The following is a 25934-nucleotide window of genomic DNA, read 5'->3' as shown; positions in this document are numbered from 1 at the left end:
CTTTGCGTAGAATTGGCCTCTACTCCTCACTGTCTAAGCGTTACACTGAAAGTTTATTAATTCAAAGTCAATACAATCAGACATCTTCCCATAGCGGCATCAATTCTCCAGGTAATTGTTCCTTATCAAACCCCTCAAACCAATACACAGAGCCTTGCGGTCCAATAATCGGCACTTCTCCCCACCCCGGATAAAACAATGCGCGACTCCAGTCAGGCTTGAGACGACCACGCCGTTTAAGGCGCTGACCATTACACGCAGTTGCTCGTATTGAAGGAAAATTAATAAAGAAACTTAACGGCATTTTCTCTTTGCGCGCACGTTGTAATTGCCTTGATATCCAGTCCTGGTTACGTTTGCGAAGTTTTTGTTTCATTGGCTACTGTTCTGATTGTACTCACTTATCAATCAATGCTCTCACTGTAATCCGACGCCATGCTTTATACAAGAGTGTCCGTTCTTAACTCAGTGCGGACCTTACCCACTTTTCTGCCCTTTCCGTATCATGAGCGGACGATGATAGCGTCCGCTCAGTGTTGATGACTGTATGTGCATTAGTATAGCCATGCATCGTCTGTCATCAAAATGATGAAGCCACTCGTGTTTTTTATCGGATAAACGTTCTTTTTACACGAACAGAGGTTATGAAATAGGGAATCCAAATTAAAGCCGTAATCACGTTTCTAAAAACAGGTACAAGTTCATTATAGCCAATCTCAGCGCCAGGAATTAATCTGTAAAGCAAGTAGGTATTAAATGACATTGTCGTCACGATTGATATTAAAAACAAAATATAAAGCTTTGGTAGCGATTTCTTCTTTCTTAGGAAAAATGAAATAACGGTGACAGTAAAAAGAAATTCGCCAATATAAATAACCAGGGAAGCTATGAAGAAAATTTTTGCATTTGCATTCAGGTGCGAATGGTTTTCTATCGTAAATTTAAATGCATCTGTCATTGCAAAAATATAGGAAGCAGCAGTAACCACTAATCCTATAAGAGGGAGAAAAAGAAAGCCTCCAATTTTTCTGAAGTTTTTATCTTCGCAACTGTCGCAAAACTCTCTGTCCTGAGGTATTTCAACCCCACACTTTATGCATCCCCATTCCATATATGGACCTTTGAAGTATTTTATAATTTACAATAGATTAAATGAAGTCTATTGCAAACGCAACTGACTGATAAATAAGTATGCTGTGCAGGTAACTTTTTCGAGTAAATTTGTGTTAAGGGGCGATTCCCGCAGCACAGATATTCATTCTAAGTCCCTACCAGGGACCGCGCTTTGCTAATAACGGTTCCTCAAACATTTCTTCCCGACAGTTCCCGACCGGAAACGAATATTTAAAGTAAAGTGCTAACACTGAACACCATAAGGTTCTCTGTTGCACTTCAGTCCAGCTTCTCGATATTCATCCTAACCGCTTTCAGCGTTCTCCTGCGGATCCAGCCGCTGCCCGCCCGTATTACCAGCCAGTAAGCCGCCATCCTGAGCCGGGTGCTTCTGTCCGGGCAAAAGACGAACGTTTCCGTACTGAGTTCATGCTGGTCTGGTGCCAGTTCCTTTACCTGGTAGCGCAGCAACAGTATCGCGCTGCCCGGCACGGCAGGCGTCTGAAACGCGCTGGCATCCGACACGCTTTCCAGACCGAAATCTGCACGCCAGAATTGCCCTCTTAAGCCATAGCAAAGCTCCGATGCTGAATCTTTCAAAAGGGTAAAACTGTGCAAACCAAAGTTGCTGATTGAGTCAGCCTGCTGATCGCGAAGAAGTTTTTGCGGTAATTGCCGCAAAGCCATCAACCGACGAATCACAGCATCTTGCCGGAGGTCAAAGTTGGCAATCAACGGCAGAATATGTTCAGGGTGCGCAGTATGAATGACCGTTCGGTGTTTTTCATGAAACTGGAACTGAGGTAAAAAAGCGGGGACATCCTGCCACTGAGCAAGCGCTTCACGGGTTACGAATCCAGGATTCAGCATTTCTCTTCCTTGTCATCCCTTGAGTACAGCCAGAGTATCAGATGGCGTGCTGCAGGCAATCACCAGGAAAAGAGAGGGGGATAGGGTAGTAAATGTAACGAGCCGGTTGGGTTAACGATGTTCGCTTCTTTGCGAATGGAGAAGCTGAGTGATTTCTTTGCGCTTTCTTGTTGCCCATTCGGGCTTGACTGAGAGCATTAAACTGTATTCCTTTCTGAAATAAACCTCTCTGAATTCCCGTTCAGATGAATGTTTTGCTGCATAGGTTGAGGCCAGCCCCGCCAAGGCACTCTCCACAAACCAATAAAGAATTTCATCGTCACTGAGCGTTACTTTTCGCTGTATTTCAAGCCCCCTTTCACTGATGATAAAATGATATTCTTTCCCATGAATTTCCAGATAGGGAGTTGCAACCCCATCAGGTTGGTCAGGGATAAAGAAGTAATGATTTGGTCTTGTGCCTCCCCCAAGTTGCTCACCTATTTTTAGAAGCTCGTTTCGTAGTTCTTCTATCGTTTTCATCAGCATTCCTTTGTTCTTTTATGTGAACCACTCATTATCGCAGAATGGGTGCACAGAGTCTGCTCGCGATCACTTCCCCACAAACGCACTCACAGGCAAACCGAAACGCTTCGCCAGCGCCCGCATATGATCCAGGGTCAATGTGCGCTGTCCATTAAGGATCCGACTCACCAGAGACTTCTTACCAATCTCATTCTCGAAATCGCTCTGAGTGAGTTGGTACTGATCCATTAGCGTTCGCAATAACGCAACGCCTGACGGAATGCGGGCAATACGCGCGTTAAATTCTGCAAACTCCGGAGACTCGTTTTCGTATTTATCGATTTTCGCGGTAAGCATCTCTATCAGCGAGCTATCGGGGTCGTGCTCAATAAGATGTTCCACCATCGCCAGAGCATCCTCGTAATCTTGTCGCGACGGGCTTGAGCCCAGGAAGGGGAGCTCGTTAGTCAGCTCGTTTGCCGCTTTGATGGCTGCTGCATAATTCATTCTTTCGTTCTCCGGTAGAGGTCCGTGAGCTTGTCATACTCTGCGTGCGTGCTGATGTGTTTGATGAAGATCTTTCCCCGTTCAAAATTAGCAAAAACATCACTCTTAAGTGCCCGCCACCTACATCAATGACCCACCATTTTTCCCGGTATTTCATCCGGTCCAGGCTGGGAAAGCGCTTTCGCATGTCGCCTGGTTAGGGGTAGTGTTCCTTTTTTAGTACCTGGTAAAGGTCGTCCGGGGCGAGTGATTGAGTGGGAAAATGTCTGGCCGCCGTATCGAAAGGCGTTCTTGAGACTACGTGCATCCATGCCCATTGTTTCCAGGATGGAAACATTATAGGTGGTGATTGGTGAGTTGACAATGTGGAAACTGCGGGGGAAATGAAGCTCCTACATGTTCTTGATAATTATGCTCATGTAGAGCGCTCGAGCACGTTAAGTTGGGGTGGCTTGAGATTAAAGGGGGAGGTATCGCTCGACCAGGGAAATTTGATTGATTTGCGTAGCGTATTCAGAAATTGTTTGCTGAAAAGGAGTCTGGTGGAGGCTAGTTTTACTAACAATATCTTATGGAAGTGTGTGAAAGATGAGTCCGCATTGTGCCAGAAGCGGAAGTTCCTAACATCATGCTGCATTCGTTTAAGGGGAGCAGATCAACGGTAATATCTTTGTCAGTCCCCCAGCGCCTAGGATTTGGAATGAACAACGCAACTCAGTTCAAAGGTTCGAAGCTTTGCTGGGCTTTACTTTTCTAATTCGTCGCTGATTAAGCTTCAGTTTTCCATCTCCAAGAACATACCGCCCAGAATGTACCGCCAGCCAGAACTGTACTGTAATAATATGGTTGTTGATCAAAAGCTTGCACAGGATTTTGCGTAATATTCCATTCCAGGGATAAGGCCCGAGCCCAGCACAGTATAGGGAAAAATGTTTAAATTCTCCCAATCGCCAACGCCAGTAAGACTTCATTTCGGTTTTCGCATGCTCAATAGCATTACAGTTCCATAACTCTCCCCAACGTCGTACCCATTTGTCATTAAGCAACCAGTTATATGTTAGGTGGGACCTTATTGAATCAAAGGGTTGCTGTTGTTGACCCCCGGCTAACGTAATGATGCATTGAAGGAACTGCGTTTCGGTAATTGAAAAGAATATACCGCGCTCAGAAGCCTCCACAAGCTCCTGCCGAGGAATTTGATCTAAGTAAACAATCAGGACAGATTGGTCCAAATTTACCAACTCAATTCTTTGCTGGTAACGAATACCGTGTCCAGACGCTTCAAAGTAAAGCTTAACATTCTCTACTAGAATTTCTTTTGCCCGAAACGCTATACAGGATTTTACCGTTTCATGATCGGCAGGACTAGAAAGCCGCAACGAGTACTCTAGGTGCTCACCAAGTGGTTCCCAACGCGCTCCTAACCGAAGGCGACTAGCTTTGTACTCATGAGATTTTTGATAGGTCTTTAGTAACCATAACCGAGTAATTTTGCCCCATATCCACTTTAAAAGGCGTCCAGCTAAACTCCAAGGCATTGATACGTTCATATATCTCTCCGTATTTTGGACCCTATGCTTTCATCTTTCCACTAAGAAAAATAAGGGTTTTACATATTTTTACTGTTCTTCACCTCTTGCCTGCTCCCCGTTGATTAACACATATGTAATTGTAGTAATACCTTTATCAGCTATGAAAATAATTGCCAAGTTCCGCACCTCGCTCAAAGCAGACCTGACATATCCCAGCCTTTCCGCTCTGAGCCAGTAGTAGGCATCATCACTTCGTATGAAACTGATAATAAATTAAAACTAGAGATCAAGTGAGTCAGGCAGTGAATCTCTTTGTTCTTTGGTATAAACATGTAATTTACTCTTAAAACCTAGGAAATCTCCCTCCATTGTTAAGAATCGACCTTTTTCTGCAAAGAACATGGGATTAATATCTCTACGAACAACATCAGCAAACCAATTAGCTGATTTTGTAGCTTCCACTAACCAATCATGACATTCTTGAATCCATTGCTTATATATTTCAACGTCTTCTTCATAATTATCATTCCAGCCACCAGTTTTATAAAATTTTTCTGGATAGTAAGTGTCTTCATAAAGATAAGAATGTCTCATAAAAATTTGAGCGGCTATGTTAAGTGTTATGGAAAATGTTTCAGTGGCTCTCCGTAGTTCATCAAATTCTTCGGGCCATATAGCAGAAATGACTTTTTGCCGAAATTCAAATATATCATCGGGTAAATTTTTAGGCCATGTCGGTTCTGGTGCTAATGCAAAGCTAGTCCAATTCTGCCAGTTTTCTAAACGACAATATTTTACTGCGGAGTCAATTATTGAAGTTACTGAAAGTTGCTTAGCTAGAAAAAATTTATCTTCAACTCTACTAAGAGTCTCTGAAACCCATAACTCATGTGTCGACTTAACGTTATAGAGTTTTTCGACTGGCCAATCTTCTACATTTCTATCAATTTCCGTATGATGATTTGGGCAAAGGAGAATAAGGTTGTGATAACTATTTCTTTCATCCAGAGTTAAATGCGATTTTCCTCGGGCCGCATCTTCCTTCTCTCCAACAATATGTGCCTGTTCCCCCAATGTAAATGCGGAATTAACGGAGTTCTTATCCTGTGTTAACTCTGTCTTACAAATTGCACATCGATTTCCGGAACGCCCCCACAACAATTTGATGTCTTTTTGATTTATTGCCATGTTAAATACTCCCTTTGGGTGAGTTGAATGCAATATTATAGTTTTTATATAAACAAAAAAAGAGTTTGCCAGAAATTATCATAAAAAGATGCCTAAAACCCTCTTTCATTAAGTAATCAGAAAGACGAAAGGTTGATACTTTCCCCTTAGGATTTTGTCAGGCCTAACCAGAAGATATTCAATAGCCACTCATTATGCATCCCGACTAGCTATCATTTGGCCGATATACTGGCTCGTTAAAACTTCATCGACGACGAGAAAAATTGCGAACTTCCGCTCCTCGTTCCTAACGGACATTCAACAAACAACGCTATTCTTTTAGTAAGGCCAAAGCCCTGCTTTTTATCCTGCAGAACTCCGGCCTTCCATCACCCGCCTCAGTGTGCCGTGATATATGGCTCCTTCACAAACTCCGCCAGCAGCCAGACCATATCATGCAGCAGTCCGGTCAGTTCTTTCGCCACGTTTATAGGGAGCGTCCCGCCCATCACCGCCAGCGTTAACGCTACGGCATAATCCACCTGCAACGTCGTCTCTTGCCAGCAGTCCGGCACGCAGGAAGCAATCTTTTCCCCCGCAATCAGCTGTTCAACCAGATACGGCGGAAGTTCCGAGTCACAGCACTCGCGCAGCCGTTTGAGCGCAGCCAGTAATTGCTTGCAAAGCGCGGCAAACGTCACCGCATCGTCAGTTTCCACTAGTACGCTTACGTAAGCGGCGCAGGCATCGGCCAGTTCGAAGAGATCCGCAGAATCGGAAATGGGGTGGGTGATGAGCTGATGAACAGCGCTTTCCTCAGAAAGCGCGTAGGAAAATTCAGGGGTAGTCGCCATTTAGCATCCTCTTTGTCCAAAAAATGTCATGTTATGCTAACGGGTTCCTACGCCCGGTTACGGATGTGCCGCAACGCAGGCACTTTACGGCGGTGAAAAAAGGAAGGAAAGGGGATGCCCCTGAATTACATAAGGTTGCTTGCAGGTTTGCGAGGCGGCTTCCAGAAGGGCATTGCCGGGTGGCGGCTACGCCTGACCCGGCCTACAAAAATCACAGCCCTGTAGGCCCGCGCTAGCGCAGCGCCGCCGGGCATTCCTGCTGTAAAACAGGTTTTTGCCGATCGTGAGTGAATATCTGCCATTCAATATCCGACTTACTCAGGATAAAAATGGCCGTGGCCAGCGTGTTCTCTTCATCCGGGTCGTGTGGCGAGAGACGATAAATCGGGAGCGCGGGATCATGCTGGTCTGAGAGAATAGCCAGCGCCGCTTCACCATCAAGGAGAGATTGCGTCTCAAGCCAGGCGTTTAGCCGCTGCTGGCGTGACCGGGAGCTGTCAGTGATCACCTGCTCAACCGCATCAAGCTGAGGGTGGATAAGGTGATTAGCATGGGCGAAAACGTCCCGCAGCGGCGTGACGGAACAGCCTGTTCCCGTCGCCTCCACGCTGAACAGCCGGCCATCTCCCCGTTGCCCCAGCGTATGATGAAATGCACCGGCGCGTGGCCCGGTGGTCAGTATGGAGATGGCTTCATCTAACGTGGTGGCATTCAGCGCAGCGCGGGCAAGTATCTGGCGCGGCATGCCGTCCGGACGATGCAAAGCGCGAATGTTATTCACCGTATTCACCACGCCTTTTTCGTTTACGGCGAAGGTATGTCCGCAAATCGATCCCGGATAAGCGAAACTGGTGAATGCCAGGCCCTCATCCGGGGTGATGCTGACGATGGCGCAGTCATTGCGAAGCTGCGGGAAGCCGTCTTCATTGTGCGCAATAATCAGCTCTCCCTCCGCGGTGCTTCCCGCTACAGTTGTGCAGCCATCAGAGGTTGAGCGCACCAGATCGCCGCGGCAATTCCAGGCAAACACCTCATCAAACGGTGCATCCAGACCCGCGGCCAATCCCTCCAGCTCCTGCCAGATGAGGGGATACTGAGACTGGACCCGCGAACGCATGCTCCGGGTCTGTTCTGCGTCTTTCATGGCGGTAACGGTTTGCCACAACGCCGTTTGCGTCAGTTTTGCATGCCAGGCTTCGCGTCCGAACGCGCCAAGCGCTTGACCTACTGCAAAAGCGGAACCACGAATGTCGATTTTTTTCATAGTGTTATCATTCACTTCTGTTCAGGATACGTGTTGCAAAAATTCTTTCAGGCGGGGATTGCGACTGTTATTCAGCAGCATATCAGGTGGACCATCTTCGGCAATGGTACCGCCATCAATAAAGATGAGCCGGGATGCCACATCGCGGGCGAAGCCGATTTCATGGGTCACAATCACCATGGTCATGCCCTCTTCGGCCAGCGAGCGCATGACTTTCAGCACCTCATGCCGTAATTCGGGGTCCAGCGCTGAGGTCGGCTCATCGAACAGCATCATTTTCGGTTTCACCGCCAGGGCTCTGGCGATGGCCACGCGTTGCTGCTGACCGCCAGAGAGCTCTGATGGGTAGTGACTGGCGCGTTCGCGTAAGCCAACGCGGTCCAGCAGCGCCAGCGCCTGTTCCCGCGCGGCGGCTTTGCTCTGTTTGCGTACGCGAACCGGACCAAACATCACATTCTCCAGCGCCGTCAGATGGGGGAACAGATGAAACTGCTGAAACACCATCCCGGCTTCACGGCGGATATCACATTCGTTAGCGTGAGGATCGGTAATATGCATTCCCGCTACCAGCAGCGTGCCGGAGGAAATTTCCTCCAGCTTGTTAATGCAGCGCAGCAGCGTCGATTTGCCCGAACCGGAAGGGCCGATGATCACCACGACTTCGCCAGCGTCAATTTTTAAATTGATGTCGTGCAGCACCTGAGTGGCGCCGAAATTTTTCGACACTGCGCTAAATTCAACCATGCTCATAAAATATGGATCCTCTTCTCCAGTTGCTTCAGCAGGAAACTCAGGCACAGCGTCACCAGCAGGTAAATCATTGCCACTGCGGTCCAGACTTCCAGCGCGCGGAAATTACCGGCAATAATTTCTTGCCCCTGACGAGTCAATTCCGCCACACCAATCACAATAAACAGCGAGGTGTCTTTAATACTGATAATCCACTGATTACCCAACGCAGGGATCATACGGCGTAATGCCAGCGGCATAATGACATGCCATAGCGTGCTGCGCTGGGATAATCCCATTGCCAGGCTGGCCTCTCTAAAACCTTTATTAATCGAGAGGATCGCTCCACGGGTGATTTCTGCAATATAAGCACCCGAGTTAATCACAATGGTCGTAATGGCCGCCGTTACCGGGTCGATATGAATCGGTAACACCATGGGGAGTGCGAAGTAAATAAACATCACTTGCACCATAATAGGCGTTCCGCGAATTAACTCGACAAAAACTAACGAGACTGTTTTTGATATTTTCCCTCCGAGCGCCCGACAGGTTCCCGCCAGCAGGCCAATAACAAAACCACCCAATAAACCTGATAATGAAATAACCAGCGTCAGCTGTAGTCCTTGCAACAACAGCGGCAGGGACTCCCAAATATATTTACTGTCGAAATTCATCATGTTACCCGTTAAGATGCAACGAGGTCGGATCGCTCCGACCTGGCGGGATTATTTTGGCTGTTTAGCAAACCACTTCACGTAAATCTTGTTGTAAGTCCCATCCGCACGTAACGCCTGCAGTGCGGCGTTGATCTTCGGCGTCAGGCTGCTGTTCTTCTGCATCGCAAAACCGTAGTGCTGCGGCAGAATGCTGTCAGTCTCGCCGGTCGATTTCACTTTGCCATCACCCGCCGTTTTTACGTAATAGAGCACATTGGGGGAATCATGTACCACGGCATCAAGGTTACCTGCCTGCAAATCAAGATAGGCGTTGTCGATATTCGGGAATTCAACATAGTTCGCCTTATATTTGCTTTTCATAAAGCTCGCCGCCGCCGTTCCCTGCTTTAATCCCACTTTCTTTCCTGCTAAATCGCTGAATTTAGTAATGGTATTATCGCTGCTTTTCACCGCCATTAATAAATCAGCATCATAATAACCGTCGCTGAAATCGACGACCTGTTTACGCGCGTCGGTTATCGTAATGCCCGCCATGGCGACATCCAGATTACGTGATTGCAAACCCGGAATCAGTCCCCCGAAGTCCATCGGGCGTAATTCGTAGCTGACATCCATTTTTTTGGCGATGGCATCCCACAAATCAATATCAAAGCCGACGTATTTATCGCCTTGTTTAAATTCAAAGGGGACAAAGGCGGTATCAACGCCAACCGTTAATTTATCCTGCGCTTGTGCCACAAAACTGGCGGAGCAAGCGACCAGCGCTAACGTAACTTTTAATTTAGTTAATAATCCAGACATGATAACCCTCGGCGTCAGTGAAGTAGCGTGCATGAATGTCACCCGGCGAAATACATCTGCGGGGTGGGGGAATAAAATGTTGATATGCAGGGCGCACTTTCATGCGCCAAATTTAAAGCGAAAGCTTATGCGGGAATAATCTCATCCCGGGTGTCGGGTACCGGCGTCTGTGCGCCGTTCATTACCATTGAGAGAAAACTGTAATAGCCATTGATGCCGATCAGGTCCACCACGCCTTTCTCGCCCCACAGCGCGATAGCGTGCTGCCAGGTGGCATCGCTGACCTTCTGCTGCTCCTGCAACTCCTTGCAAAAGTGATAGACCGCCCACTCATCCGGCAGCAGATCCTCTGGAAGACGCTTTTCATTAATCGCCTGCACCGCCGCGGCAGATATACCTTTCTCGCGCGCTATCGGCGCATGAATCGCCCACTCCACAGGCTGCGACCAGTGCCGCGCGGTCATCAAAATCGCCAGTTCAGACAGGCGCTGCCCCAGCGCGCTGCGATAACGCAGGTATTCCCCCATGCGTTGTGCATGCGCCATAAGCTCTGGGCTGCGCAGCAGCGGCTCGAAAGGTGGCAGCAGCGCACCGCGGGGCCCGTTGATTATCTCTTCGGCCAACGCGCGCTGCTGGTCGTCCCACTCATGCTCCGCCAGCGGCGGTAAACGATTGATCATAATTTGCTGGTCTCTTCGCGAATCACGGTGTTCAGCGTGTCTACCACAAAGTCGAGCTGACCAGGCGTGACAATAAACGGGGGTGCGATCAGGATATGGTCGCCATACTGCCCGTCAATAGTTCCACCCATTGGATAGACCATCAGCCCCCGTGACATACAGTTTGCTTTGATGGCTGCATGCAGCTTCAGGGCAGGATCGAAGGGGGTTTTGCTCTCTTTATCGCGTACCAGCTCAACGCCCGCAAACAAGCCGCGTCCACGCGTATCACCGACGTGCGGTAATTCCCCCAGCACTTCACGCAATGCGCTGTGCAGGTAATCCCCCTGTTGCCTCACCGCCTGCAGCAAATTATCGCGCGCAATCACCTGCTGCACGGCCAGGGCTGCGGACGCGGCGGTCGCGTGGCAAATGTAGGTGTGCCCGTGCTGGAACAGACCACTACCGGCCTGTAGCGCTGAGACAATCTTCTCGCTCGCCAATACTGCGCCAATCGGCTGATAGCCGCCCCCCAGCCCCTTCGCGATGGTCACCAAATCCGGCACTACATCATCCTGTTCGAACGCATGTAATGTGCCGGTGCGTCCCATGCCGCACATGACTTCATCCGCGATGTAGAGGATGCCGTATTTATCACACAGGTTGCGTACACCTTTTAGATAGCCCGGGGTAGGCGGGGTGGCGCCGGTGGTGGCCCCCACCACGGTTTCTGCGCAGAAACCAATAATGGTGTCGGGACCGGCCTCAATAATGGCGTGCTCCAGCTCGTTGAGCAGACGCGTGGTGTATTGCTGCTGGGTTTCGTCAGCGCGGCGGTCGCGATACTCATTGCAGGCCGAAACGCGTATCACGTCGATCAGCAAGGGAGCAAACTGGCGGCGGCGCCATTCGTTGCCTCCCACCGCGAGCGCCCCAAGGGTATTGCCATGGTAGCTCTGCTTACGGGCGATAAATTTGGTCCGCGACGGCTGGCCGATCTCAACAAAATACTGGCGCGCCAGCTTGAGCGCGGTTTCAACCGCTTCCGAACCGCCCGAAACGAAATAGGCATAGTTAAGATCGCCAGGCGCCGTGCGCGTCAGCTGTTCAGCAAGCTGCTCAACGGTGTCGCTGGTAAAAAAACTGGTGTGGGCATAGGCCAGTTGATCGATCTGGCGATGCATCGCAGCCAGCACGTCAGGATGCGCGTGGCCTAAACAGGAAACGGCGGCGCCACCGCAGGCATCCAGATACTGTTTTCCCTGTGCATCAAAAATGTACGCCCCCTGGGCGCGTACCGCCACGGCGGGCGTGCTGCGTAGACTGCGGTGAATGATATGGGTCATGCTGGTCCTGCTCCTGAATGCGCTGTGCTAATGAAGCGCATCATGCAGGATTCATTTGTATCACGTCAATTTCATTTTGATTCAAATGTATTCGGTTTTCTTATGCCGGATGCAAATGAATTATTTTTCAGGGTTTCCCGGGCACCACATAGGCACCAGAGTTAATAAGGTAGCGTTCAGCATTTTCGATTTTATTCACTGCATCTCGACCATGGCGCGCGACCAGCATCGCCAGTAAACACTCGGCCAGCCCCATGCCGGACACCACGGAGGGGAAAAACGACGGGCTGTCGATAGAGAACAGCAGCGTGCAATCGGCAGCCTGGGCTAATGGCGAGACGGGAGAATCCGTGATGGCAACGATCGTCGCGCCTGCCTGCTGTGCCGCGCGCAGCACATCGAGCGACTCACGGGAATAGGGGGCAAAACTGGTGAGTAACAGGCAATCTTGTGCTGTTAATTCGCGGGTGAACACCTCGATATTGCTCGCCAGACCATCAATTAACGACGCCTGCCGATTGAACAGTCGATAGACATAAAACAGCGACCAGGCGATAGGAAAGCTGGCCCGGAAGCCGCAAATATAGACATTCTCAGCCGCGTCCAGCAGCGATACGGCCTGCTCCATGGCCTGATGGTTCTCATGCTGCGTGAAAGCCAAATTGGCCTGATGCGCCTGAAACACCTCTTCATACAGCTGCGGCTGAGTGCCTTTGGCGATCAGCTTCTCGGCTTTGGATACATATGTATCATTGCGCAGCCCGAGCTCATCGATGAATGCGTCCTTGAGTTCACCCCAGCCGTTGTAGCCTAATCGTTGCGCTAGCCGCAGCAGCGTAGCGGGTTTTACACCGGCCTCACTGGCGAAGGCACGCATCGATAGCACGACCAGTTGATTGGTATTCTGTAGCGAGAACTCGGCAGCACGCTGTAATTCCGCAGACAACTCACTGAATGTACTGACAATATTTTCCCTTGGATTCATAGCAAATAGTCCCGCTGTTTAAGGTTAGCGCTGCTGTTGTCAAGTGACGTTCGATCTTCGCAGACTGAACGGACTCGCGTTGTCCTGGAAACGGATGATGAAAACACAGCGCAAATAAGTCAACGGGGAACTGAACAGGGGTATCAGACGTGCGAAACCATCCTGAACGCCAGAATTGTTCTCTTAAGCCATAGCAGAGAACGATGTCTGGAGTTAACGCCGGAGACTGGCATTGCCGGGTGGCGGCTACGCCTTACCCGGCCTACAAAAGAAAAGCGACACGAACGTAGGCCCGCGCAAGCGAAGCGCCGCCGGGCACAGCCGCGCAGCCGTCACCCTTCGCTCAGCATCGTCAAAAACCGCTTCACCGTCCGCGAGCGTTCAAAGCGCCGCCAGCAGAGCGCGATGTCGGTATACAGCTCCGGTGAACTCAGCGTGTGATAGGTGACATTCGGCGGAGATATGGCCGCCATGGATTTCGGCACCAGCGCAAACCCGCCGCCTGCGGAAACCATGCTCAGGGAGGAGGAAAGCTGCGACGACTGCAGCGCGTGCTGCACGTCAATCCCGGCCCGCTCGCAGCAGCCGTGAACCCGGTCGTACAGGCCCGGCGCGACCTCCTGCGGGAACAGCACCACCGGCGTATCCCGAAGCTGCTCTAACGCCAGCGAATCGCACGTCGCCAGCGGATGATCGCGATGCAGCGCCACCACCATCGGCTCCCGGTCGAGGATTTTTAACTCGAACGCCTTGCTGCTCTCGCACGGCAGGCGCACGAAGGCGATATCCAGTTCGCCCTCTGCCAGCATCGTCGTCAGCGACGACATATTGGCTTCCACCTGGTGAACCTGCACCGCCATGTTCTGCACCTGAAACTGGCGAATCAGGGTAAAGATTTTGGGATGAAAAGCGTCGGAACTGGTGATGCCAATCGACAGGTTGCCGTTCAGCCCGCGCGCGATGCCTCGGGCTTTCTCCAGCGCGGCATCGCTCAGCGCCAGGATCTTGCAGGCGTCCTCGTAGAAGGCTTCTCCCGCTTCGGTCAGCTCCACGCCCCGCGTCAGGCGCCTGAACAGCGGCGTGCCCACTTCCTCTTCGAGCCGTTTGATCTGCTGACTCAGAGGAGGCTGCGAAATACCCAGCGCTTCGGCCGCCCTGGTGAAGTGTCGCTCGCGTGCTACCGCGACAAAATACCGCAGATAACGAAGTTCCATATCTAAAACGTCTCAAACCAGCATGGTTTCTATATTGGAACTCTCTGCTGAATCGGGTCAACATTTATTTAACCTTTCTAAATAAAGTTGAAGAGGACGAGCATGATGGTGCATTCATCTGCCTGCGACTGTGAAGCCAGTCTGTGCGAGACCCTGCGCGGGTTCTCTGCCCAGCATCCTGACAGCGTGATCTATCAGACATCGCTAATGAGCGCCCTGCTAAGCGGCGTGTATGAAGGAGAGACCACTATCGCCGATCTGCTGGCACATGGTGATTTTGGTCTGGGCACCTTCAACGAGCTGGACGGCGAAATGATCGCCTTCAGCAGCCAGGTGTACCAGCTGCGCGCCGACGGCAGCGCCCGGGCCGCGAAGCCGGAGCAAAAAACGCCGTTTGCGGTGATGACCTGGTTCCAGCCGCAGTATCGTATCACCTTCAATGCGCCGGTCAGCCGTCAGCAGATCCACGATGCGATCGACCAGCAGATCCCCTCCGATAACCTGTTCTGCGCGTTGCGCATTGACGGCAACTTCCGCCATGCCCACACCCGCACAGTACCGCGCCAGAAGCCGCCGTATCGCGCGATGACCGACGTGCTGGACGACCAGCCGGTGTTCCGCTTTAACCAGCGCGAAGGGGTGTTGGTCGGGTTCCGCACCCCGCAGCATATGCAGGGCATCAACGTGGCGGGCTACCACGAACATTTCATTACCGACGACCGTCAGGGCGGGGGGCATCTGCTCGACTACCAGCTGGAGAGCGGCGTGCTCACCTTCGGTGAAATTCACAAGCTGATGATCGACCTGCCCGCCGACAGCGCGTTTTTACAGGCCAACCTTCACCCCAGCAATCTGGATGCGGCGATCCGTGCCGTCGAAAACTAACAGGAGAACTACCGTGAACAGTGAGAAACAGTCACGTCAGTGGGCGCACGGCGCCGATTTGGTTGTCGGCCAGCTGGAAGCGCAGGGCGTGAAGCAGGTGTTCGGGATCCCGGGGGCGAAAATCGACAAGGTCTTTGATTCCCTGCTGGACTCCTCCATCGAGATTATTCCGGTGCGTCACGAAGCCAACGCGGCGTTTATGGCGGCGGCGGTAGGGCGTCTGACCGGCAAGGCCGGGGTGGCGCTGGTGACCTCCGGGCCCGGCTGTTCCAACCTGATCACCGGCATTGCCACCGCCAACAGCGAAGGCGACCCGGTGGTGGCGCTGGGCGGGGCGGTGAAGCGGGCGGATAAAGCCAAGCTGGTGCACCAGAGCATGGACACCGTCGCCATGTTCAGCCCGGTCACCAAATACGCCGTGGAGGTGAGTGCGCCGGATGCGATTGCGGAGGTGGTTTCCAACGCGTTTCGCGCCGCCGAGCACGGCAGGCCGGGGGGCGCCTTCGTCAGCCTGCCGCAGGATATTGTCGATCAGCCCGCCACGGGGGCGATTTTACCCGCCAGTGGTCCCGCGCTGATGGGGCCGGCACCGGAATCCGCCATCAACGACGTGGCGAAGCTTATCGAAAAGGCCAAAAACCCGGTCATCCTGCTGGGGCTGATGGCGAGCCAGCCCGCCAACAGCGCGGCGCTGCGCAAGCTGCTGGAGAAAAGCCGTATTCCGGTCACCAGCACCTATCAGGCCGCCGGGGCGGTGAATCAGGAGCACTTCACCCGCTTCGCCGGACGCGTCGGTCTGTTCAATAACCAGGCGGGTGACCGGCTGCTCCATCTGGCGGATCTGATTATCTGCATCGGCTACAGCCCGGTGGAGTACGAGCCGTCCATGTGGAACAGCGGCGACGCCACGCTGGTGCACATTGATGTGCTGCCAGCCTATGAAGAACGTAACTACGTGCCGGATCTGGAGCTGGTGGGGGACATCGCCGAAACCCTGAATCAGCTCGCTAACCGTATCGACCATAAGCTTGAGCTAAGCCAGCGGGCCTCCGAAATTCTGGTCGATCGCCAGCATCAGCGCGATCTGCTCGATCGTCGCGGCGCCTCGCTTAATCAGTTTGCCCTGCATCCGCTGCGCATCGTGCGCGCCATGCAGGACATCGTCAATAACGACGTGACGCTCACCGTGGATATGGGCAGCTTCCACATCTGGATCGCCCGCTACCTCTACAGCTTCCGGGCGCGTCAGGTGATGATCTCCAACGGCCAGCAGACCATGGGCGTCGCGCTGCCGTGGGCCATTGGCGCGTGGCTGGTCAACCCGAGCCGCAAGGTGGTGTCGGTCTCCGGTGACGGCGGCTTCCTGCAGTCGAGCATGGAGCTGGAAACCGCGGTGCGCCTCAACGCTAACGTGCTGCACATCATCTGGGTGGATAACGGCTACAACATGGTTGCCATTCAGGAAGAGAAAAAATACCAGCGTCTTTCCGGCGTCGAGTTCGGCCCGGTCGATTTCAAAGTCTATGCCGACGCCTTTGGCGCGAAAGGCTTTGCCGTGGAGAGCGCCGACGCGCTCGAACCCACGCTGCGTGCGGCAATGGATGTGGATGGCCCGGCCGTGGTGGCCATTCCCGTCGACTACAGCGATAACCCGCTGCTGATGGGCCAGCTCCATCTCAGCCAGATTTTGTGACTCAACATAAGGACAGAGAAATGCAAAAAGTTGCTCTCGTAACAGGCTCAGGCCAGGGGATTGGTAAAGCAATTGCGCTTCGCCTGGTGAAGGATGGGTTTGCCGTCGCCATTGCCGACTATAACGCGGAGACGGCCAGAGCCGTGGCCGATGAAATTATCCGTAACGGCGGTAACGCCGTCGCCGTGAAGGTGGACGTCTCTGACCGCGAGCAGGTATTTGCGGCGGTGGAGAAAGCCCGCACTGTGCTGGGTGGCTTCGACGTGATCGTTAACAACGCCGGGGTTGCGCCGTCCACGCCGATCGAGTCCATCACGCCGGAGATTGTCGACAAGGTCTACAACATTAACGTGAAAGGGGTGATCTGGGGGATCCAGGCCGCGATTGACGCGTTCCGCAAAGAGGGGCACGGCGGCAAAATCATCAACGCCTGCTCCCAGGCGGGCCACACCGGCAACCCGGAGCTGGCCGTCTACAGTTCCAGCAAGTTCGCGGTGCGCGGCTTAACCCAGACCGCCGCGCGAGATCTTGCTCCGCTGGGGATCACCGTTAATGCCTACTGCCCGGGCATCGTGAAAACGCCGATGTGGGCAGAGATCGACCGTCAGGTCTCCGAGGCGGCGGGTAAACCGCTGGGCTACGGGACCGAAACCTTTGCCAAACGCATCACGCTTGGCCGCCTGTCCGAACCGGAAGATGTCGCTGCCTGCGTTTCATACCTGGCGGGACCGGATTCCGACTACATGACCGGCCAGTCTCTGCTCATCGATGGTGGGATGGTGTTCAACTAAATTCTAATAAGCTCTGACATGAGTTTTCCCCTGCACCCGTGCAGGGGCTTTTTTTTGTCTCCTCCGCCATTGTGCATTACACTGCGCGCTGCAAAACTTTAGTCATTACGATCTGACAGGCGGTAACAGCGATGAACGGTACAATCACAACGTGGTTTAAAGATAAAGGCTTTGGATTTATCAAAGATGAAAACGGCGACAACCGCTATTTTCATGTGATTAAGGTCGCGAACCCCGATCTGATTAAGAAAGATGCCGCGGTGACCTTCGAGCCAACCACCAACAACAAAGGCCTTTCCGCCTACGCGGTGAAGGTGATCCCCGAAAGCAAACATCTCTATATCGCAGGCGAGCGCGTGAAGCTCACCTCGATCAAATCCTTCGTGGTGTTCAACGAAGAAGAGCCCGCGGATACCAAAATCGACAAAGAAAATGCGGTGCTGTCGGTGGGTCTGCTGATGAACAGCATCAAGCCGAAATCTGATAAAAAACCGGGCGAAATGCGCACGGTGAAGAAGCTGGCGATCACCACCTTCCAGAACACGACGCTGATCTTCACCGAAGATGAGATCGACATTGATGCCACGGTGAAGCTGCTGAAGTAACCTTTTGCCGGGTGGCGGCGATGCCTTACCCGGCCTACGAAAAACCTCAACGCGCCACCGGGCACCGCCGCACGCACTTAACCCATCCTGTGCTCGCCCCGTAACATCGCCTCACGGTCAAACACCTTCTGGATCTTCCCGTGCGCCATCAATGCCGCCCGGTCGGACATATGGGCAATCACGTCCGCGTCGTGACTGACCAGCAGATAGGTCATCTCATGCTCGGCCTTCAGGCGGTTAAGCAGGTTCAGGATTTCCGCCTGTACCGACATATCCAGCGCCGAAGTCGGTTCATCCAGCAGCAGAAGCTGCGGGCGCAGCAGCAGCGCGCGGGCAATGGCAACGCGCTGACGCTGGCCGCCGGAAAGCTGGTGCGGGTAGCGCCTGCCCGCGTCGGCGGAGAGCCCCACCTCGTGCAGCGCATTGGCCACCTTTTCCGCGATCTGCGTCTCGCCGTGGATGCTTAACGGCTCCGACAGTGTGCGCGCAATGGTGTGGTTCGGGTGCAGCGACGCCCACGGATCCTGAAACACCATCTGCACGTTGCGGCGAAGCTCGCCTTCAAAACGTCGCCCTGGCGTTAACGCTTCTCCCAGCAGTGCAATACTGCCGCGCCACTCGCGCTGCAGCCCAGCCAGCACGCGCAGAAGGGTCGATTTGCCGCAGCCGGATTCACCAATCAGGCTGAACGTCTCGCCTCTCTCAATGCTAAAGCTGGCGGCAGAGACCGCCGTTTTTTCCCCGAAGGTGACCTGCACCTGGTTAACCTCAACGAGCGCCATCGTTGGCCTCCTTCCACGGCTGTGAACGGTCGAGCGTCGGCAGCATCTGTCCATAAGTATGGGCGTCTGGACGACAGGTCCACAGGGTTCGCGTGTACGGATGCGTCGCCTGCGGGAGCTGGCTCGCTGTCATCTCATCCACCTTTTCGCCCTGATACATCACCAGCACGCGGTCGCAGTGCTCCGCCACCAGCGGCAGATCGTGGCTGATTAACAGCATCGCCATCTGGCGTTCTTCGCACTGCTGCACCAGCAGCTCGAGGATCTGATTGCGCAGGCGCGCGTCCAGCGCGGAGGTCGGTTCGTCGGCAATCAGCACCTGCGGGTTGTTGATCAGCGCAATCGCAATCATCACCCGCTGGCCCATGCCCCCGGAAAGTTCGCCGGGGTAGCGTGACAGTACGTTCTCGCTCAGCCCGACGGCGCGAAGGATGTCGTGAATACGCGCCGCACGCTCCGGGCGCGGCAGGCGCTGATGCAGCGTGAGCGCCTCATCAAGCTGGGCGGCGACGCTTTTCACGGGGTTTAGGGCGTAGCGCGGATCCTGCAAGACCATCGCAATGCCGTTGCCGCGCAGCGCCTGCCAGCGGCGGGCGTTCAGGGTCAGCAGGTCGTTGCCCAGCACGTTAAGCCGGTTGGCGCTCACGATGCCGGGTTTGCGCACCAGACCCATCAGGGCGCGGGCGGACATGGACTTGCCGGAGCCGGATTCCCCCACCAGCGCCAGCCGCTCGTTGCCAAGCGTAAAGCTCAGGTTGTTGACCACGCGTGCGGCGGGGTAGTCGATATTCAGCGCATCGACGATGACGCGATGTTCAGTCATGCTGTGGCTCCAGTACGTCGCGCAGGCCATCGCCTAACAGGTTAAACGCCAGGCTGGCAAACAGGATGGCTCCGCCCGGAATGGCGGCAATCCACCACTGGTCGAAAATGACCTGCATGCCGTCCGCAATCATCGCCCCCCATTCGGCCATGGGCGGCCGTGCGCCAAGGCCGAGGAAGCCGAGACCGGCGGCGGCCAGAATAATCCCCGCCAGATCCAGCGTCAGCCGCACAATCGCGGAGGGCAGGCACAGGGGCAGAATATGGCCGACCAGCAGGCGCAGGCCGCGGATCCCCATCATCTCGGCGGCGGCCAGATAATCGCTGTGGCGCAGACGCTGGATCTCGCTCCGCGCCTGCCGCGCGTAGGCAGGCCAGGTGGTTAAGGCCAGCGCCAGCGCGCCGTTGACCAGCCCCGGACCGAGCATCGCGACAAATGCGAAGGCGAGGATCAGGCGCGGCATTGACATCACCACGTCGGTGAAGCGCATCAGGATACGCTCCATCCAGCCGCCGTAGTAGCCGGACAAAATGCCCACCAGCAGCCCGGCGGGCAGGGTAATAACCGTCACCAGGGCCACCAGCCCGAGCGCCGGACGCGTGCCGTAAATCAGGCGCGAGAGCAGATCCCGCCCGTAGCCGTCGGTGCCCAGCCAGTGCTGGCCGGTCGGTGCCTGCAGGCGCGCGGCGGCGTCCTGCCAGTTCGGATCAACCGGTGCCAGCCACGGGGCGAACAGGGCAATAAACACCAGCAGCACGATGGCAATCAGTCCGCAAACGGCGGCAGGGGAGCGGCGCAGGCGGCGTAAGAAGAGATAAAACGGCATCAGCGCACCCTGGGATCGGTCGCCCGCACAAGCAGGTCGGTAAGGTTATTGATCAGCACAAAGCAGACGCCAATCAGCAGCGTGCCGCCCATGACCGCGGTGGTGTCTCCGGCGAACAGGGCGGTGGTGAGATAGCGTCCGATGCCCGGCCACGAGAACACGGTCTCTGTTAATACCGCACCTTCCAGCATGCTGGTGTAGGCCAGGGCAATCACCGTCAGCAGGGTACTGCGAATGTTTGGCAGCACGTGGCGCAGCAGAATGGTCATCTCCCCTGCGCCCTTGGCGCGGGCAAGGAGGATGTACTCCTTGTTCATTTCGCCGAGGCAGGCGGAGCGGGTCAGGCGGGTAATGCTTGCCAGCGAGTAATAGGCCAGCAACACCACCGGTAGCACCAGGTGGCTGAGGGCGTTGCGGAATGCTTCGCGATCGCCGGAAAGCCAGGTATCTATCAGCGCAAAGCCGGTGCGTGGTTCGACGGTGAACTGCCAGATATCGTCCAGCCTGCCGGGGCCCGCGCTCCACTGCAGCCTGGCGTAGAACAGGGCCAGCATCAGCAGGCCAAGCCAGAAAATCGGCACCGAGTTGCCGAGCAGGGTGAGCGTTCTGATCGCTAAGTCCAGTGGCGAACCGGCGTAGCGGGCGCACCGCACACCCGCAATCACGCCGAGTACCGTGCCGATAATTAGCGCCAGCGTTGCCAGCTCCAGCGTGGCGGGGAAGGCGTGCAGCAGATCCTGCAGCACCGGCTGCCCGGTGGCGCTGGCGGTGCCCAAATCACCGTGGGCGAGGTTTTGCAGGTAGTGCCAGAACTGCACGGGCAGGGGACGATCCAGCCCAAGCTGGTGGCGAACCTGATCGTAGGTTGACTGGCTGGCGTGATCCCCGACGATCTGCAGCACGCGATCGACCGGTGAAAACGCCGAGAGCGCAAACGTGACGAGCAGCAGCCCGAAGAGCGTGAGCAGCAGGGTCAGCAGACCCTGAAGCACGCGGGTGGAAAGATGTGGCATGGGAAATCTCTTCATGCCGGGTGCGGCTTCGCCTTACCCGGCCTACAAAAACCGAGAACACAGGCCGGGTCAGCGCAGCGCCACCCGGCAACAAGGGCTACTTCGTGACGCGATCGTACCAGACCATATCCGCGTTCAGCCCCTGCTGATACCCCTTCACGTTATCGCGCACCACGATCTGGGTTTTGCCCTGATCGACGAACACGTACGGCGAGCTCTGCTGCAGCTGTTCCTGCATTTTCTTGTACAGATCCAGACGCTTCGCCGGATCCGGTTCGGCAACAGCCGCCAGCGTGGCCTTGTTCAGCTCCGGAATTTTCCAGCCGTTCAGGCCAGCCACGGTGCTGGACTTCCCGTCGTTCCACGCGAAGGCGCTGGCGTTAGAGTGCGCATCGAAGTAGTCCGGGATCCACAGACGAATCGCCGCCTGATGCTGCTTAGCGCGCACGCGGGCATAGACCTGGCTCCCGGCGGCAGGCAGCAGATCCACCTTCACGCCACCCTGAGCGAAGCTCGCCTGCATCGACTGGGCGATGGTGATAAACGGCGGCTTGTTCTCCACGTCCAGCGTGAAGTGCGCGTCCTTAATGCCCGCTTTGGCGAGAATGGCTTTCGCTTTTGCCGGGTCAAATTTAAACGGATTATCTTCCAGCGCGCCCGGCAGGCCGACCGGCAGGAAGCTCTGATGAACAAAATACTGGCCTTTCAGCAGGTTCTTCGTGATGCCGTCATAATCGACCAGCCAGCGCGACGCTTCCCAGAAGGCCGGGTTATTCAGCAGCGGATTGGCGCTGTTGCCGGTGTTAAACACCAGGTAATTCTGCTCGGCGGACGGGATGCTCAGCACCTTCACGCCCGGCTTGCCGTCCAGGGCGCTAATCTGGTCTGCACCCAGATCGCGCGCCACGTCCGCATCCCCCTGCTGGATCAGCAGGCGGCGTGAAGCCGGATCGGGGACGTTTTTAATGATGATGCTTTTGAGCTTCGGCGCGCCGCCGGGCGCGGCGTCGTTAGCTTCCAGCACGATGGCCTGATGCGGCTGATAGACGCGCATTTTGAATGCGCCGCTGCCAGCCGAGTGCATTTTCAGCCACGCGTTACCGAAGTCATTATCCTTCACGTTCGCGGCGACCTCTTTTTCATCGACGATAGAGGCAATCGGCGTGGAGAGAATATTCAGCGCCACCGACGGGCTGACGTCCGCCGTCCAGTGAAGCTGGAGGGTATGATCGTCCACCTTTTTCAGCTGGCTGGCGATGTTGCTCGCCTCCCAGCCCAGCACGTTGAGGATAAAGGCCGGGGATTTGTTCAGCGTCACGGCGCGGGTATAAGAGAAGATCACGTCTTCCGGGCGCAGCGGGTTGCCGGAAGCGAATTTCGCATCGGGTTTAAGCTTGATGGTCAGGGTTTTTGCTGCCGCGTCCGCTTCCCAGCTTTCTGCCAGAATCGGCGTGATTTTTTCCGGATTATCGCGGTCCGGCTGTACCAGACGCTGGTAAAGGCTCGGCACGGTCTGGATGCTGGAGAGCTCGTTGGCTTCGGCCGGGTCGAGGCTCACGATATCATCAAGCCCCTGGGCAACCACCAGCGTGTTGGGCGGCGTAGCGGCGTGGGCTGCGCCTGAGCGCGCAGCCAGCACCAGTAACGGCAACAGTTTTTTTGTCATAGCGATCCCTGAGAAGAATATATTGTGATTGTTTTATGCTCCGCTACGTTAGGGCGACTGTGACATTCCACAAAGTCGAAATTCAGCTTTACTTATGCCTTCCGGGAATATCGCATGCGCTCGGGCTATTAAAACACGCTGCTTTTCGCCTGCTTTTTAACCTGCTATAACAAATGCCTTACCTTTCAGGGAGTCATCGCCGTGCCCGAAATCAATCAACATGGTCAAACCGTTAACGATATCGTTCCCGACTGGAAAGGCGCGCGCGCGTTAACCCGCACACCGCTGTTCGGCCAGTATTGTCGCCTGGAGCCGCTGGACGCCGATCGCCACGCGGCCGATCTCTATGAGGCCTACGCGCTGGGCGACGACAGTGACTGGACGTGGCTTGCCAGCACGCAGCCCACGAGCGTGGAAGCCACCGCGCACTGGATCATGGCGAAGGTCATGGATGATGAGCTGGTGCCGTTTGCCGTCATTGACTTACGCACCGAACGGGCGGTGGGGCTGGTGAGCTATATGGCTAACGAGCGGCTGCTGGGGTCGGTTGAGATAGGACATGTCACCTGGTCGCGTAAGATGAAAGGTTCCCGCATCGGCACTGAAACGGTGTGGCTGCTGCTGAAAAATGCGTTTGAGCACGGCTATCGGCGGCTGGAGTGGAAGTGCGATTCGATGAACGTTGCCTCACGCAGGGCGGCGGAGCGGCTGGGGTTTGTCTGGGAAGGGCGCCTGCGCCAGAAGCTGGTGCGCAAAGGGCGCAACCGCGACAGCGATATGCTTTCTATTATTGACGGCGAATGGCCGCAAAGAGACGCGGAGCTGCGCGCCTGGCTGGCGGCGGAGAATTTTGATAACGACGGGCGTCAGATAAGGCGCCTTGAGGCGTTTCGGTTATAAGTTTTTTATGTAGGGTACAGCGTAAACGCGCGGCTAATCCGCGGAAATCGCGATTTCTATCAGGTTGGTTTTTCCTGACTGTAGCCCGCGCGCTACCGCTTCGGCGATATCGGCAGCCTCGGTTACCCGGCAGCAGTGGACGCCCATGGCGGTGGCCAGCGACTGAAAATCGATATGCGGGTTCACCAGGTCCATCCCGATAAAACGCCCCAGCCGCGTTGAGCTGTAGTCAGCCTGGCTCTTCATAAAGTTTTTCAGGATGTTGTACTCCCTGTTATTCATGACGATGAAGGTGACCGGCAGATTTTCGTGTGCCGCCGTCCAGAGCGCCTGCGGCGAGTACAGGGAGGCTCCGTCACCTATCAGGCAGACCACCGGCTCCCGTCCGCGTCCCAGCGAGTGCCCTACTGAGGCAGGCATCCCCCAGCCCAGTCCGCCGCCGCGCATAAAGTAGTAGCGCTGGTGCTGCTGGTCAGAGATGAACCGGCGGACATGCCTGGCGGTCGCTATCGCCTCATCAACGATGGTGGTACCCGCCGGAATGGATCGGATGACTTCCCAGGCTGCGACCATCGGGGAGATCGCCGGGCGTAGCCGCTCGGCGGCCAGACGTTCCTCCTGCTGCTGCCACTCCTTCTCCCGTTCGTCGCGGGCCGCAACCAGCAGCCGCTGGTGGACCAGCCTGTTGGCGATCAGGCGCTGCTCAAGCTTCGGCAACAGTTCGTGCAGGGACAATTTGATATCCCCCATCACCGAAAGGCGAGTGGCATAGGTGCGGCCAAGTTCGTGCATATCCGCCGAGAGCTGATACACCGCGCAGGTCGCCGGAATGGCCTCGCCCTCGCTGTACAAAATGGTGATCAGGCTTCTGCCGCCGATGATGAATACGGCATCGTAGGCATTGATGATGCTGGCGATTTCGCTGGCGGTGGTGGGCATATTGCCCCGCCAGAGCGCGTGCTGAGTGGGAAAAGGTAAATTCAGCGGCCAGGAGGAGCCGTAGACGTGGGCGCTGAGCGCTTCCGCCAGCTGGACAATCTCCTGCGTCGAGCCGCTGGAGTGCACCTCATCGCCTGCCACAATCATGATCCTGCCGGGCGTAACCTGGCTCAGTTCTTCGGCCAGCTCGTCCAGCGAGCCCGCCACGGTGTGGTAGTTCACTTTAGAGGCCGTTTGTATCCCGGCGTCGCTCAGCTCTTCCATCACGTTCATTGGCAGAGAGAGCAGCACCGGACCAGCCGGAGGATAGCTGGCAGCATGAAACGCCCGGCGCACCAGCACCGGGAGCTGGTCGGCGCTGGTGACCTCCTGCGCCCATTTCATGACCGGAGAGCCGATGGACACAATATCGTCATACAGCAGCGGGTCGCGGACGTAGTGCCGCGTATCCTGCTGTCCGACGGTGACAACCAGCGGGGTTTTCATGATCCGCGAATTAATGAGATTCCCCATCCCGTGCCCCAGACCGCTGGCGGTATGCAAATTGATAAAACCGGTCTTGCCGGAGGCTTTCGCATAGCCGTCAGCAATTGCCACCACGGTGCTCTCCTGTAGCGCCAGAATATAATGAATATTTTCATGGCGAAGCAGGGCATCAATGAGCGGAAGCTCGGTGGTACCGGGGTTGCCAAAAATATATTCCACGCCTTCACTCTCCAGCACTTCAAGGAGAATATCGGCACCCGTTCGCATATTGAGATCTGATAAGGACGTTAATGATTTAATCAT

General features: G+C 54.9%; 27 protein-coding genes and 1 pseudogene. 5 read left to right on the top strand and 23 right to left on the bottom strand.

The features are described 5' to 3' along the window. Positions 1 to 76 precede the first annotated feature (76 nt). The 17 genes and pseudogenes from ACMWJS_RS11950 to ACMWJS_RS11870 form a co-directional block, all read right to left on the bottom strand. On the bottom strand, positions 77 to 376 hold the full coding sequence (locus tag ACMWJS_RS11950; RefSeq protein WP_252073937.1) for a hypothetical protein: 300 nt from the start codon (positions 374 to 376) through the stop codon (positions 77 to 79). A 231-nt stretch (positions 377 to 607) separates the two neighbouring features. Continuing rightward, positions 608 to 1111 carry a DUF2569 domain-containing protein gene (locus ACMWJS_RS11945; RefSeq protein WP_414747109.1) on the bottom strand — a complete coding sequence of 168 codons (504 nt, stop codon included), beginning with the start codon at positions 1109 to 1111 and terminating at the stop codon, positions 608 to 610. 281 nt (positions 1112 to 1392) lie between these two features. Beyond that, positions 1393 to 1983 (bottom strand): hypothetical protein, encoded by a 591-nt coding sequence (locus ACMWJS_RS11940; RefSeq protein WP_414747108.1) that lies wholly within the window; start codon positions 1981 to 1983, stop codon positions 1393 to 1395. Positions 1984 to 2094: 111 nt separating this feature from the next. Beyond that, positions 2095 to 2505, bottom strand: a complete 411-nt coding sequence (locus tag ACMWJS_RS11935; RefSeq protein ID WP_248220910.1) for an Imm63 family immunity protein — start codon at positions 2503 to 2505, stop codon at positions 2095 to 2097. Between the two features lie 69 nt (positions 2506 to 2574). Further along, the gene (locus ACMWJS_RS11930) at positions 2575 to 2994 is read right to left on the bottom strand and encodes a helix-turn-helix domain-containing protein (RefSeq protein ID WP_414747107.1); all 420 of its coding nucleotides are present in this window, start codon (positions 2992 to 2994) and stop codon (positions 2575 to 2577) included. Beyond that, positions 2991 to 3301: pseudogene (locus tag ACMWJS_RS11925) on the bottom strand (type II toxin-antitoxin system HigB family toxin). Before ACMWJS_RS11925 ends, ACMWJS_RS11930 begins: the two are co-directional and overlap by 4 nt. A 412-nt stretch (positions 3302 to 3713) precedes the next feature. Further along, the gene (locus tag ACMWJS_RS11920; protein WP_414747106.1) at positions 3714 to 4544 is read right to left on the bottom strand and encodes a hypothetical protein; all 831 of its coding nucleotides are present in this window, start codon (positions 4542 to 4544) and stop codon (positions 3714 to 3716) included. Positions 4545 to 4805: 261 nt separating this feature from the next. Continuing rightward, complete coding sequence (locus tag ACMWJS_RS11915; RefSeq protein ID WP_223540110.1) at positions 4806 to 5714, bottom strand: HNH endonuclease signature motif containing protein; 909 nt, start codon at positions 5712 to 5714, stop codon at positions 4806 to 4808. 377 nt (positions 5715 to 6091) lie between these two features. After that, positions 6092 to 6547, bottom strand: coding sequence for a hypothetical protein (locus ACMWJS_RS11910; protein WP_414747105.1), 456 nt, complete (start codon positions 6545 to 6547; stop codon positions 6092 to 6094). Positions 6548 to 6779: 232 nt separating this feature from the next. Beyond that, positions 6780 to 7811 (bottom strand): C45 family autoproteolytic acyltransferase/hydolase, encoded by a 1032-nt coding sequence (locus tag ACMWJS_RS11905; protein WP_414747104.1) that lies wholly within the window; start codon positions 7809 to 7811, stop codon positions 6780 to 6782. Positions 7812 to 7832: 21 nt separating this feature from the next. Then, positions 7833 to 8555, bottom strand: coding sequence for a glutamine ABC transporter ATP-binding protein GlnQ (glnQ, locus tag ACMWJS_RS11900; protein WP_069719677.1), 723 nt, complete (start codon positions 8553 to 8555; stop codon positions 7833 to 7835). Between the two features lie 2 nt (positions 8556 to 8557). After that, complete coding sequence (gene glnP / locus ACMWJS_RS11895; protein WP_116341329.1) at positions 8558 to 9214, bottom strand: glutamine ABC transporter permease GlnP; 657 nt, start codon at positions 9212 to 9214, stop codon at positions 8558 to 8560. Positions 9215 to 9265: 51 nt separating this feature from the next. Beyond that, a complete protein-coding gene (gene glnH, locus ACMWJS_RS11890; RefSeq protein ID WP_045909654.1) occupies positions 9266 to 10018 on the bottom strand; it encodes a glutamine ABC transporter substrate-binding protein GlnH in 753 nt (250 codons plus the stop codon). Positions 10019 to 10143: 125 nt separating this feature from the next. After that, positions 10144 to 10698, bottom strand: coding sequence for a carboxymuconolactone decarboxylase family protein (locus ACMWJS_RS11885; protein ID WP_196364904.1), 555 nt, complete (start codon positions 10696 to 10698; stop codon positions 10144 to 10146). Next, the gene (locus ACMWJS_RS11880; protein ID WP_262780333.1) at positions 10695 to 12023 is read right to left on the bottom strand and encodes an aspartate aminotransferase family protein; all 1329 of its coding nucleotides are present in this window, start codon (positions 12021 to 12023) and stop codon (positions 10695 to 10697) included. Before ACMWJS_RS11880 ends, ACMWJS_RS11885 begins: the two co-directional genes overlap by 4 nt. Before the next feature lie 127 nt (positions 12024 to 12150). Next, positions 12151 to 13008 carry a MurR/RpiR family transcriptional regulator gene (locus ACMWJS_RS11875; protein ID WP_048026913.1) on the bottom strand — a complete coding sequence of 286 codons (858 nt, stop codon included), beginning with the start codon at positions 13006 to 13008 and terminating at the stop codon, positions 12151 to 12153. Between the two features lie 332 nt (positions 13009 to 13340). Further along, positions 13341 to 14222, bottom strand: a complete 882-nt coding sequence (locus tag ACMWJS_RS11870) for a LysR family transcriptional regulator (RefSeq protein WP_111967349.1) — start codon at positions 14220 to 14222, stop codon at positions 13341 to 13343. 105 nt (positions 14223 to 14327) lie between these two features. Between ACMWJS_RS11870 and budA the strand changes: the two genes are divergently transcribed. From budA to ACMWJS_RS11850, 4 genes are all read left to right on the top strand, one after another. Beyond that, positions 14328 to 15107, top strand: a complete 780-nt coding sequence (gene budA, locus ACMWJS_RS11865; RefSeq protein WP_086374961.1) for an acetolactate decarboxylase — start codon at positions 14328 to 14330, stop codon at positions 15105 to 15107. A 13-nt stretch (positions 15108 to 15120) separates the two neighbouring features. After that, a complete protein-coding gene (alsS, locus tag ACMWJS_RS11860; RefSeq protein ID WP_024906953.1) occupies positions 15121 to 16800 on the top strand; it encodes an acetolactate synthase AlsS in 1680 nt (559 codons plus the stop codon). A 20-nt stretch (positions 16801 to 16820) separates the two neighbouring features. Then, positions 16821 to 17591, top strand: a complete 771-nt coding sequence (locus ACMWJS_RS11855; RefSeq protein WP_414747103.1) for a (S)-acetoin forming diacetyl reductase — start codon at positions 16821 to 16823, stop codon at positions 17589 to 17591. 131 nt (positions 17592 to 17722) lie between these two features. Further along, complete coding sequence (locus tag ACMWJS_RS11850; protein ID WP_045909648.1) at positions 17723 to 18196, top strand: cold-shock protein; 474 nt, start codon at positions 17723 to 17725, stop codon at positions 18194 to 18196. A gap of 77 nt (positions 18197 to 18273) precedes the next feature. On the opposite strand, the gene ACMWJS_RS11845 is transcribed toward ACMWJS_RS11850, so the two are convergent. The 5 genes from ACMWJS_RS11845 to ACMWJS_RS11825 all read right to left on the bottom strand — a co-directional run bounded on the left by ACMWJS_RS11845 (position 18274) and on the right by ACMWJS_RS11825 (position 23306). Then, positions 18274 to 18978 (bottom strand): ABC transporter ATP-binding protein, encoded by a 705-nt coding sequence (locus ACMWJS_RS11845; protein WP_262802218.1) that lies wholly within the window; start codon positions 18976 to 18978, stop codon positions 18274 to 18276. Then, entirely contained in the window at positions 18965 to 19801 is an 837-nt protein-coding gene (locus ACMWJS_RS11840; RefSeq protein ID WP_048226010.1) for an ABC transporter ATP-binding protein, read from the bottom strand. Before ACMWJS_RS11840 ends, ACMWJS_RS11845 begins: the two co-directional genes overlap by 14 nt. After that, complete coding sequence (locus ACMWJS_RS11835; protein ID WP_414747102.1) at positions 19794 to 20627, bottom strand: ABC transporter permease; 834 nt, start codon at positions 20625 to 20627, stop codon at positions 19794 to 19796. The genes ACMWJS_RS11840 and ACMWJS_RS11835 overlap by 8 nt, the downstream gene beginning before the upstream one ends. After that, positions 20627 to 21640, bottom strand: a complete 1014-nt coding sequence (locus ACMWJS_RS11830) for an ABC transporter permease (RefSeq protein WP_414747101.1) — start codon at positions 21638 to 21640, stop codon at positions 20627 to 20629. The genes ACMWJS_RS11835 and ACMWJS_RS11830 overlap by 1 nt, the downstream gene beginning before the upstream one ends. 97 nt (positions 21641 to 21737) lie before the next feature. Then, positions 21738 to 23306: an ABC transporter substrate-binding protein gene (locus tag ACMWJS_RS11825; protein WP_414747100.1), complete on the bottom strand. Its 1569-nt coding sequence runs from the start codon at positions 23304 to 23306 to the stop codon at positions 21738 to 21740. A 201-nt stretch (positions 23307 to 23507) separates the two neighbouring features. On the opposite strand from ACMWJS_RS11825, the gene ACMWJS_RS11820 reads away from it, so the two are divergent. Continuing rightward, positions 23508 to 24206, top strand: a complete 699-nt coding sequence (locus tag ACMWJS_RS11820; RefSeq protein WP_414747099.1) for a GNAT family N-acetyltransferase — start codon at positions 23508 to 23510, stop codon at positions 24204 to 24206. 33 nt (positions 24207 to 24239) lie between these two features. Here ACMWJS_RS11820 and ACMWJS_RS11815 read toward each other — a convergent pair whose 3' ends face one another. After that, positions 24240 to 25934, bottom strand: a complete 1695-nt coding sequence (locus tag ACMWJS_RS11815; protein WP_414747098.1) for a thiamine pyrophosphate-binding protein — start codon at positions 25932 to 25934, stop codon at positions 24240 to 24242.

This window comes from Enterobacter sp. HK-058-C-ECC (assembly GCF_047531125.1).
Classification (GTDB): domain Bacteria; phylum Pseudomonadota; class Gammaproteobacteria; order Enterobacterales; family Enterobacteriaceae; genus Enterobacter; species Enterobacter quasiroggenkampii.
The sequence above is the reverse complement of the archived record's forward strand: the minus strand, read 5'-3'. Positions and strand labels throughout refer to the sequence as shown.

Bases quoted from the DNA above. Each gene is read 5' to 3' on its own strand.
- ACMWJS_RS11885 (WP_196364904.1), bottom strand. From the start codon at position 10,698: ATGATCAATCGTTTACCGCCGCTGGCGGAGCATGAGTGGGACGACCAG.
- ACMWJS_RS11905 (WP_414747104.1), bottom strand. From the start codon at position 7,811: ATGAAAAAAATCGACATTCGTGGTTCCGCTTTTGCAGTAGGTCAAGCG.
- ACMWJS_RS11940 (WP_414747108.1), bottom strand. From the start codon at position 1,983: ATGCTGAATCCTGGATTCGTAACCCGTGAAGCGCTTGCTCAGTGGCAG.
- glnH (WP_045909654.1), bottom strand. From the start codon at position 10,018: ATGTCTGGATTATTAACTAAATTAAAAGTTACGTTAGCGCTGGTCGCT.
- ACMWJS_RS11870 (WP_111967349.1), bottom strand. From the start codon at position 14,222: ATGGAACTTCGTTATCTGCGGTATTTTGTCGCGGTAGCACGCGAGCGA.
- ACMWJS_RS11935 (WP_248220910.1), bottom strand. From the start codon at position 2,505: ATGAAAACGATAGAAGAACTACGAAACGAGCTTCTAAAAATAGGTGAG.
- ACMWJS_RS11880 (WP_262780333.1), bottom strand. From the start codon at position 12,023: ATGACCCATATCATTCACCGCAGTCTACGCAGCACGCCCGCCGTGGCG.
- budA (WP_086374961.1), top strand. From the start codon at position 14,328: ATGGTGCATTCATCTGCCTGCGACTGTGAAGCCAGTCTGTGCGAGACC.
- ACMWJS_RS11945 (WP_414747109.1), bottom strand. From the start codon at position 1,111: ATGGAATGGGGATGCATAAAGTGTGGGGTTGAAATACCTCAGGACAGA.
- ACMWJS_RS11840 (WP_048226010.1), bottom strand. From the start codon at position 19,801: ATGACTGAACATCGCGTCATCGTCGATGCGCTGAATATCGACTACCCC.
- ACMWJS_RS11825 (WP_414747100.1), bottom strand. From the start codon at position 23,306: ATGACAAAAAAACTGTTGCCGTTACTGGTGCTGGCTGCGCGCTCAGGC.
- ACMWJS_RS11835 (WP_414747102.1), bottom strand. From the start codon at position 20,627: ATGCCGTTTTATCTCTTCTTACGCCGCCTGCGCCGCTCCCCTGCCGCC.
- ACMWJS_RS11920 (WP_414747106.1), bottom strand. From the start codon at position 4,544: ATGAACGTATCAATGCCTTGGAGTTTAGCTGGACGCCTTTTAAAGTGG.
- ACMWJS_RS11845 (WP_262802218.1), bottom strand. From the start codon at position 18,978: ATGGCGCTCGTTGAGGTTAACCAGGTGCAGGTCACCTTCGGGGAAAAA.
- ACMWJS_RS11915 (WP_223540110.1), bottom strand. From the start codon at position 5,714: ATGGCAATAAATCAAAAAGACATCAAATTGTTGTGGGGGCGTTCCGGA.
- ACMWJS_RS11950 (WP_252073937.1), bottom strand. From the start codon at position 376: ATGAAACAAAAACTTCGCAAACGTAACCAGGACTGGATATCAAGGCAA.
- ACMWJS_RS11930 (WP_414747107.1), bottom strand. From the start codon at position 2,994: ATGAATTATGCAGCAGCCATCAAAGCGGCAAACGAGCTGACTAACGAG.
- ACMWJS_RS11815 (WP_414747098.1), bottom strand. From the start codon at position 25,934: ATGATTAAATCATTAACGTCCTTATCAGATCTCAATATGCGAACGGGT.
- ACMWJS_RS11910 (WP_414747105.1), bottom strand. From the start codon at position 6,547: ATGGCGACTACCCCTGAATTTTCCTACGCGCTTTCTGAGGAAAGCGCT.
- ACMWJS_RS11850 (WP_045909648.1), top strand. From the start codon at position 17,723: ATGAACGGTACAATCACAACGTGGTTTAAAGATAAAGGCTTTGGATTT.
- glnQ (WP_069719677.1), bottom strand. From the start codon at position 8,555: ATGGTTGAATTTAGCGCAGTGTCGAAAAATTTCGGCGCCACTCAGGTG.
- glnP (WP_116341329.1), bottom strand. From the start codon at position 9,214: ATGAATTTCGACAGTAAATATATTTGGGAGTCCCTGCCGCTGTTGTTG.
- ACMWJS_RS11875 (WP_048026913.1), bottom strand. From the start codon at position 13,008: ATGAATCCAAGGGAAAATATTGTCAGTACATTCAGTGAGTTGTCTGCG.
- ACMWJS_RS11830 (WP_414747101.1), bottom strand. From the start codon at position 21,640: ATGCCACATCTTTCCACCCGCGTGCTTCAGGGTCTGCTGACCCTGCTG.
- ACMWJS_RS11855 (WP_414747103.1), top strand. From the start codon at position 16,821: ATGCAAAAAGTTGCTCTCGTAACAGGCTCAGGCCAGGGGATTGGTAAA.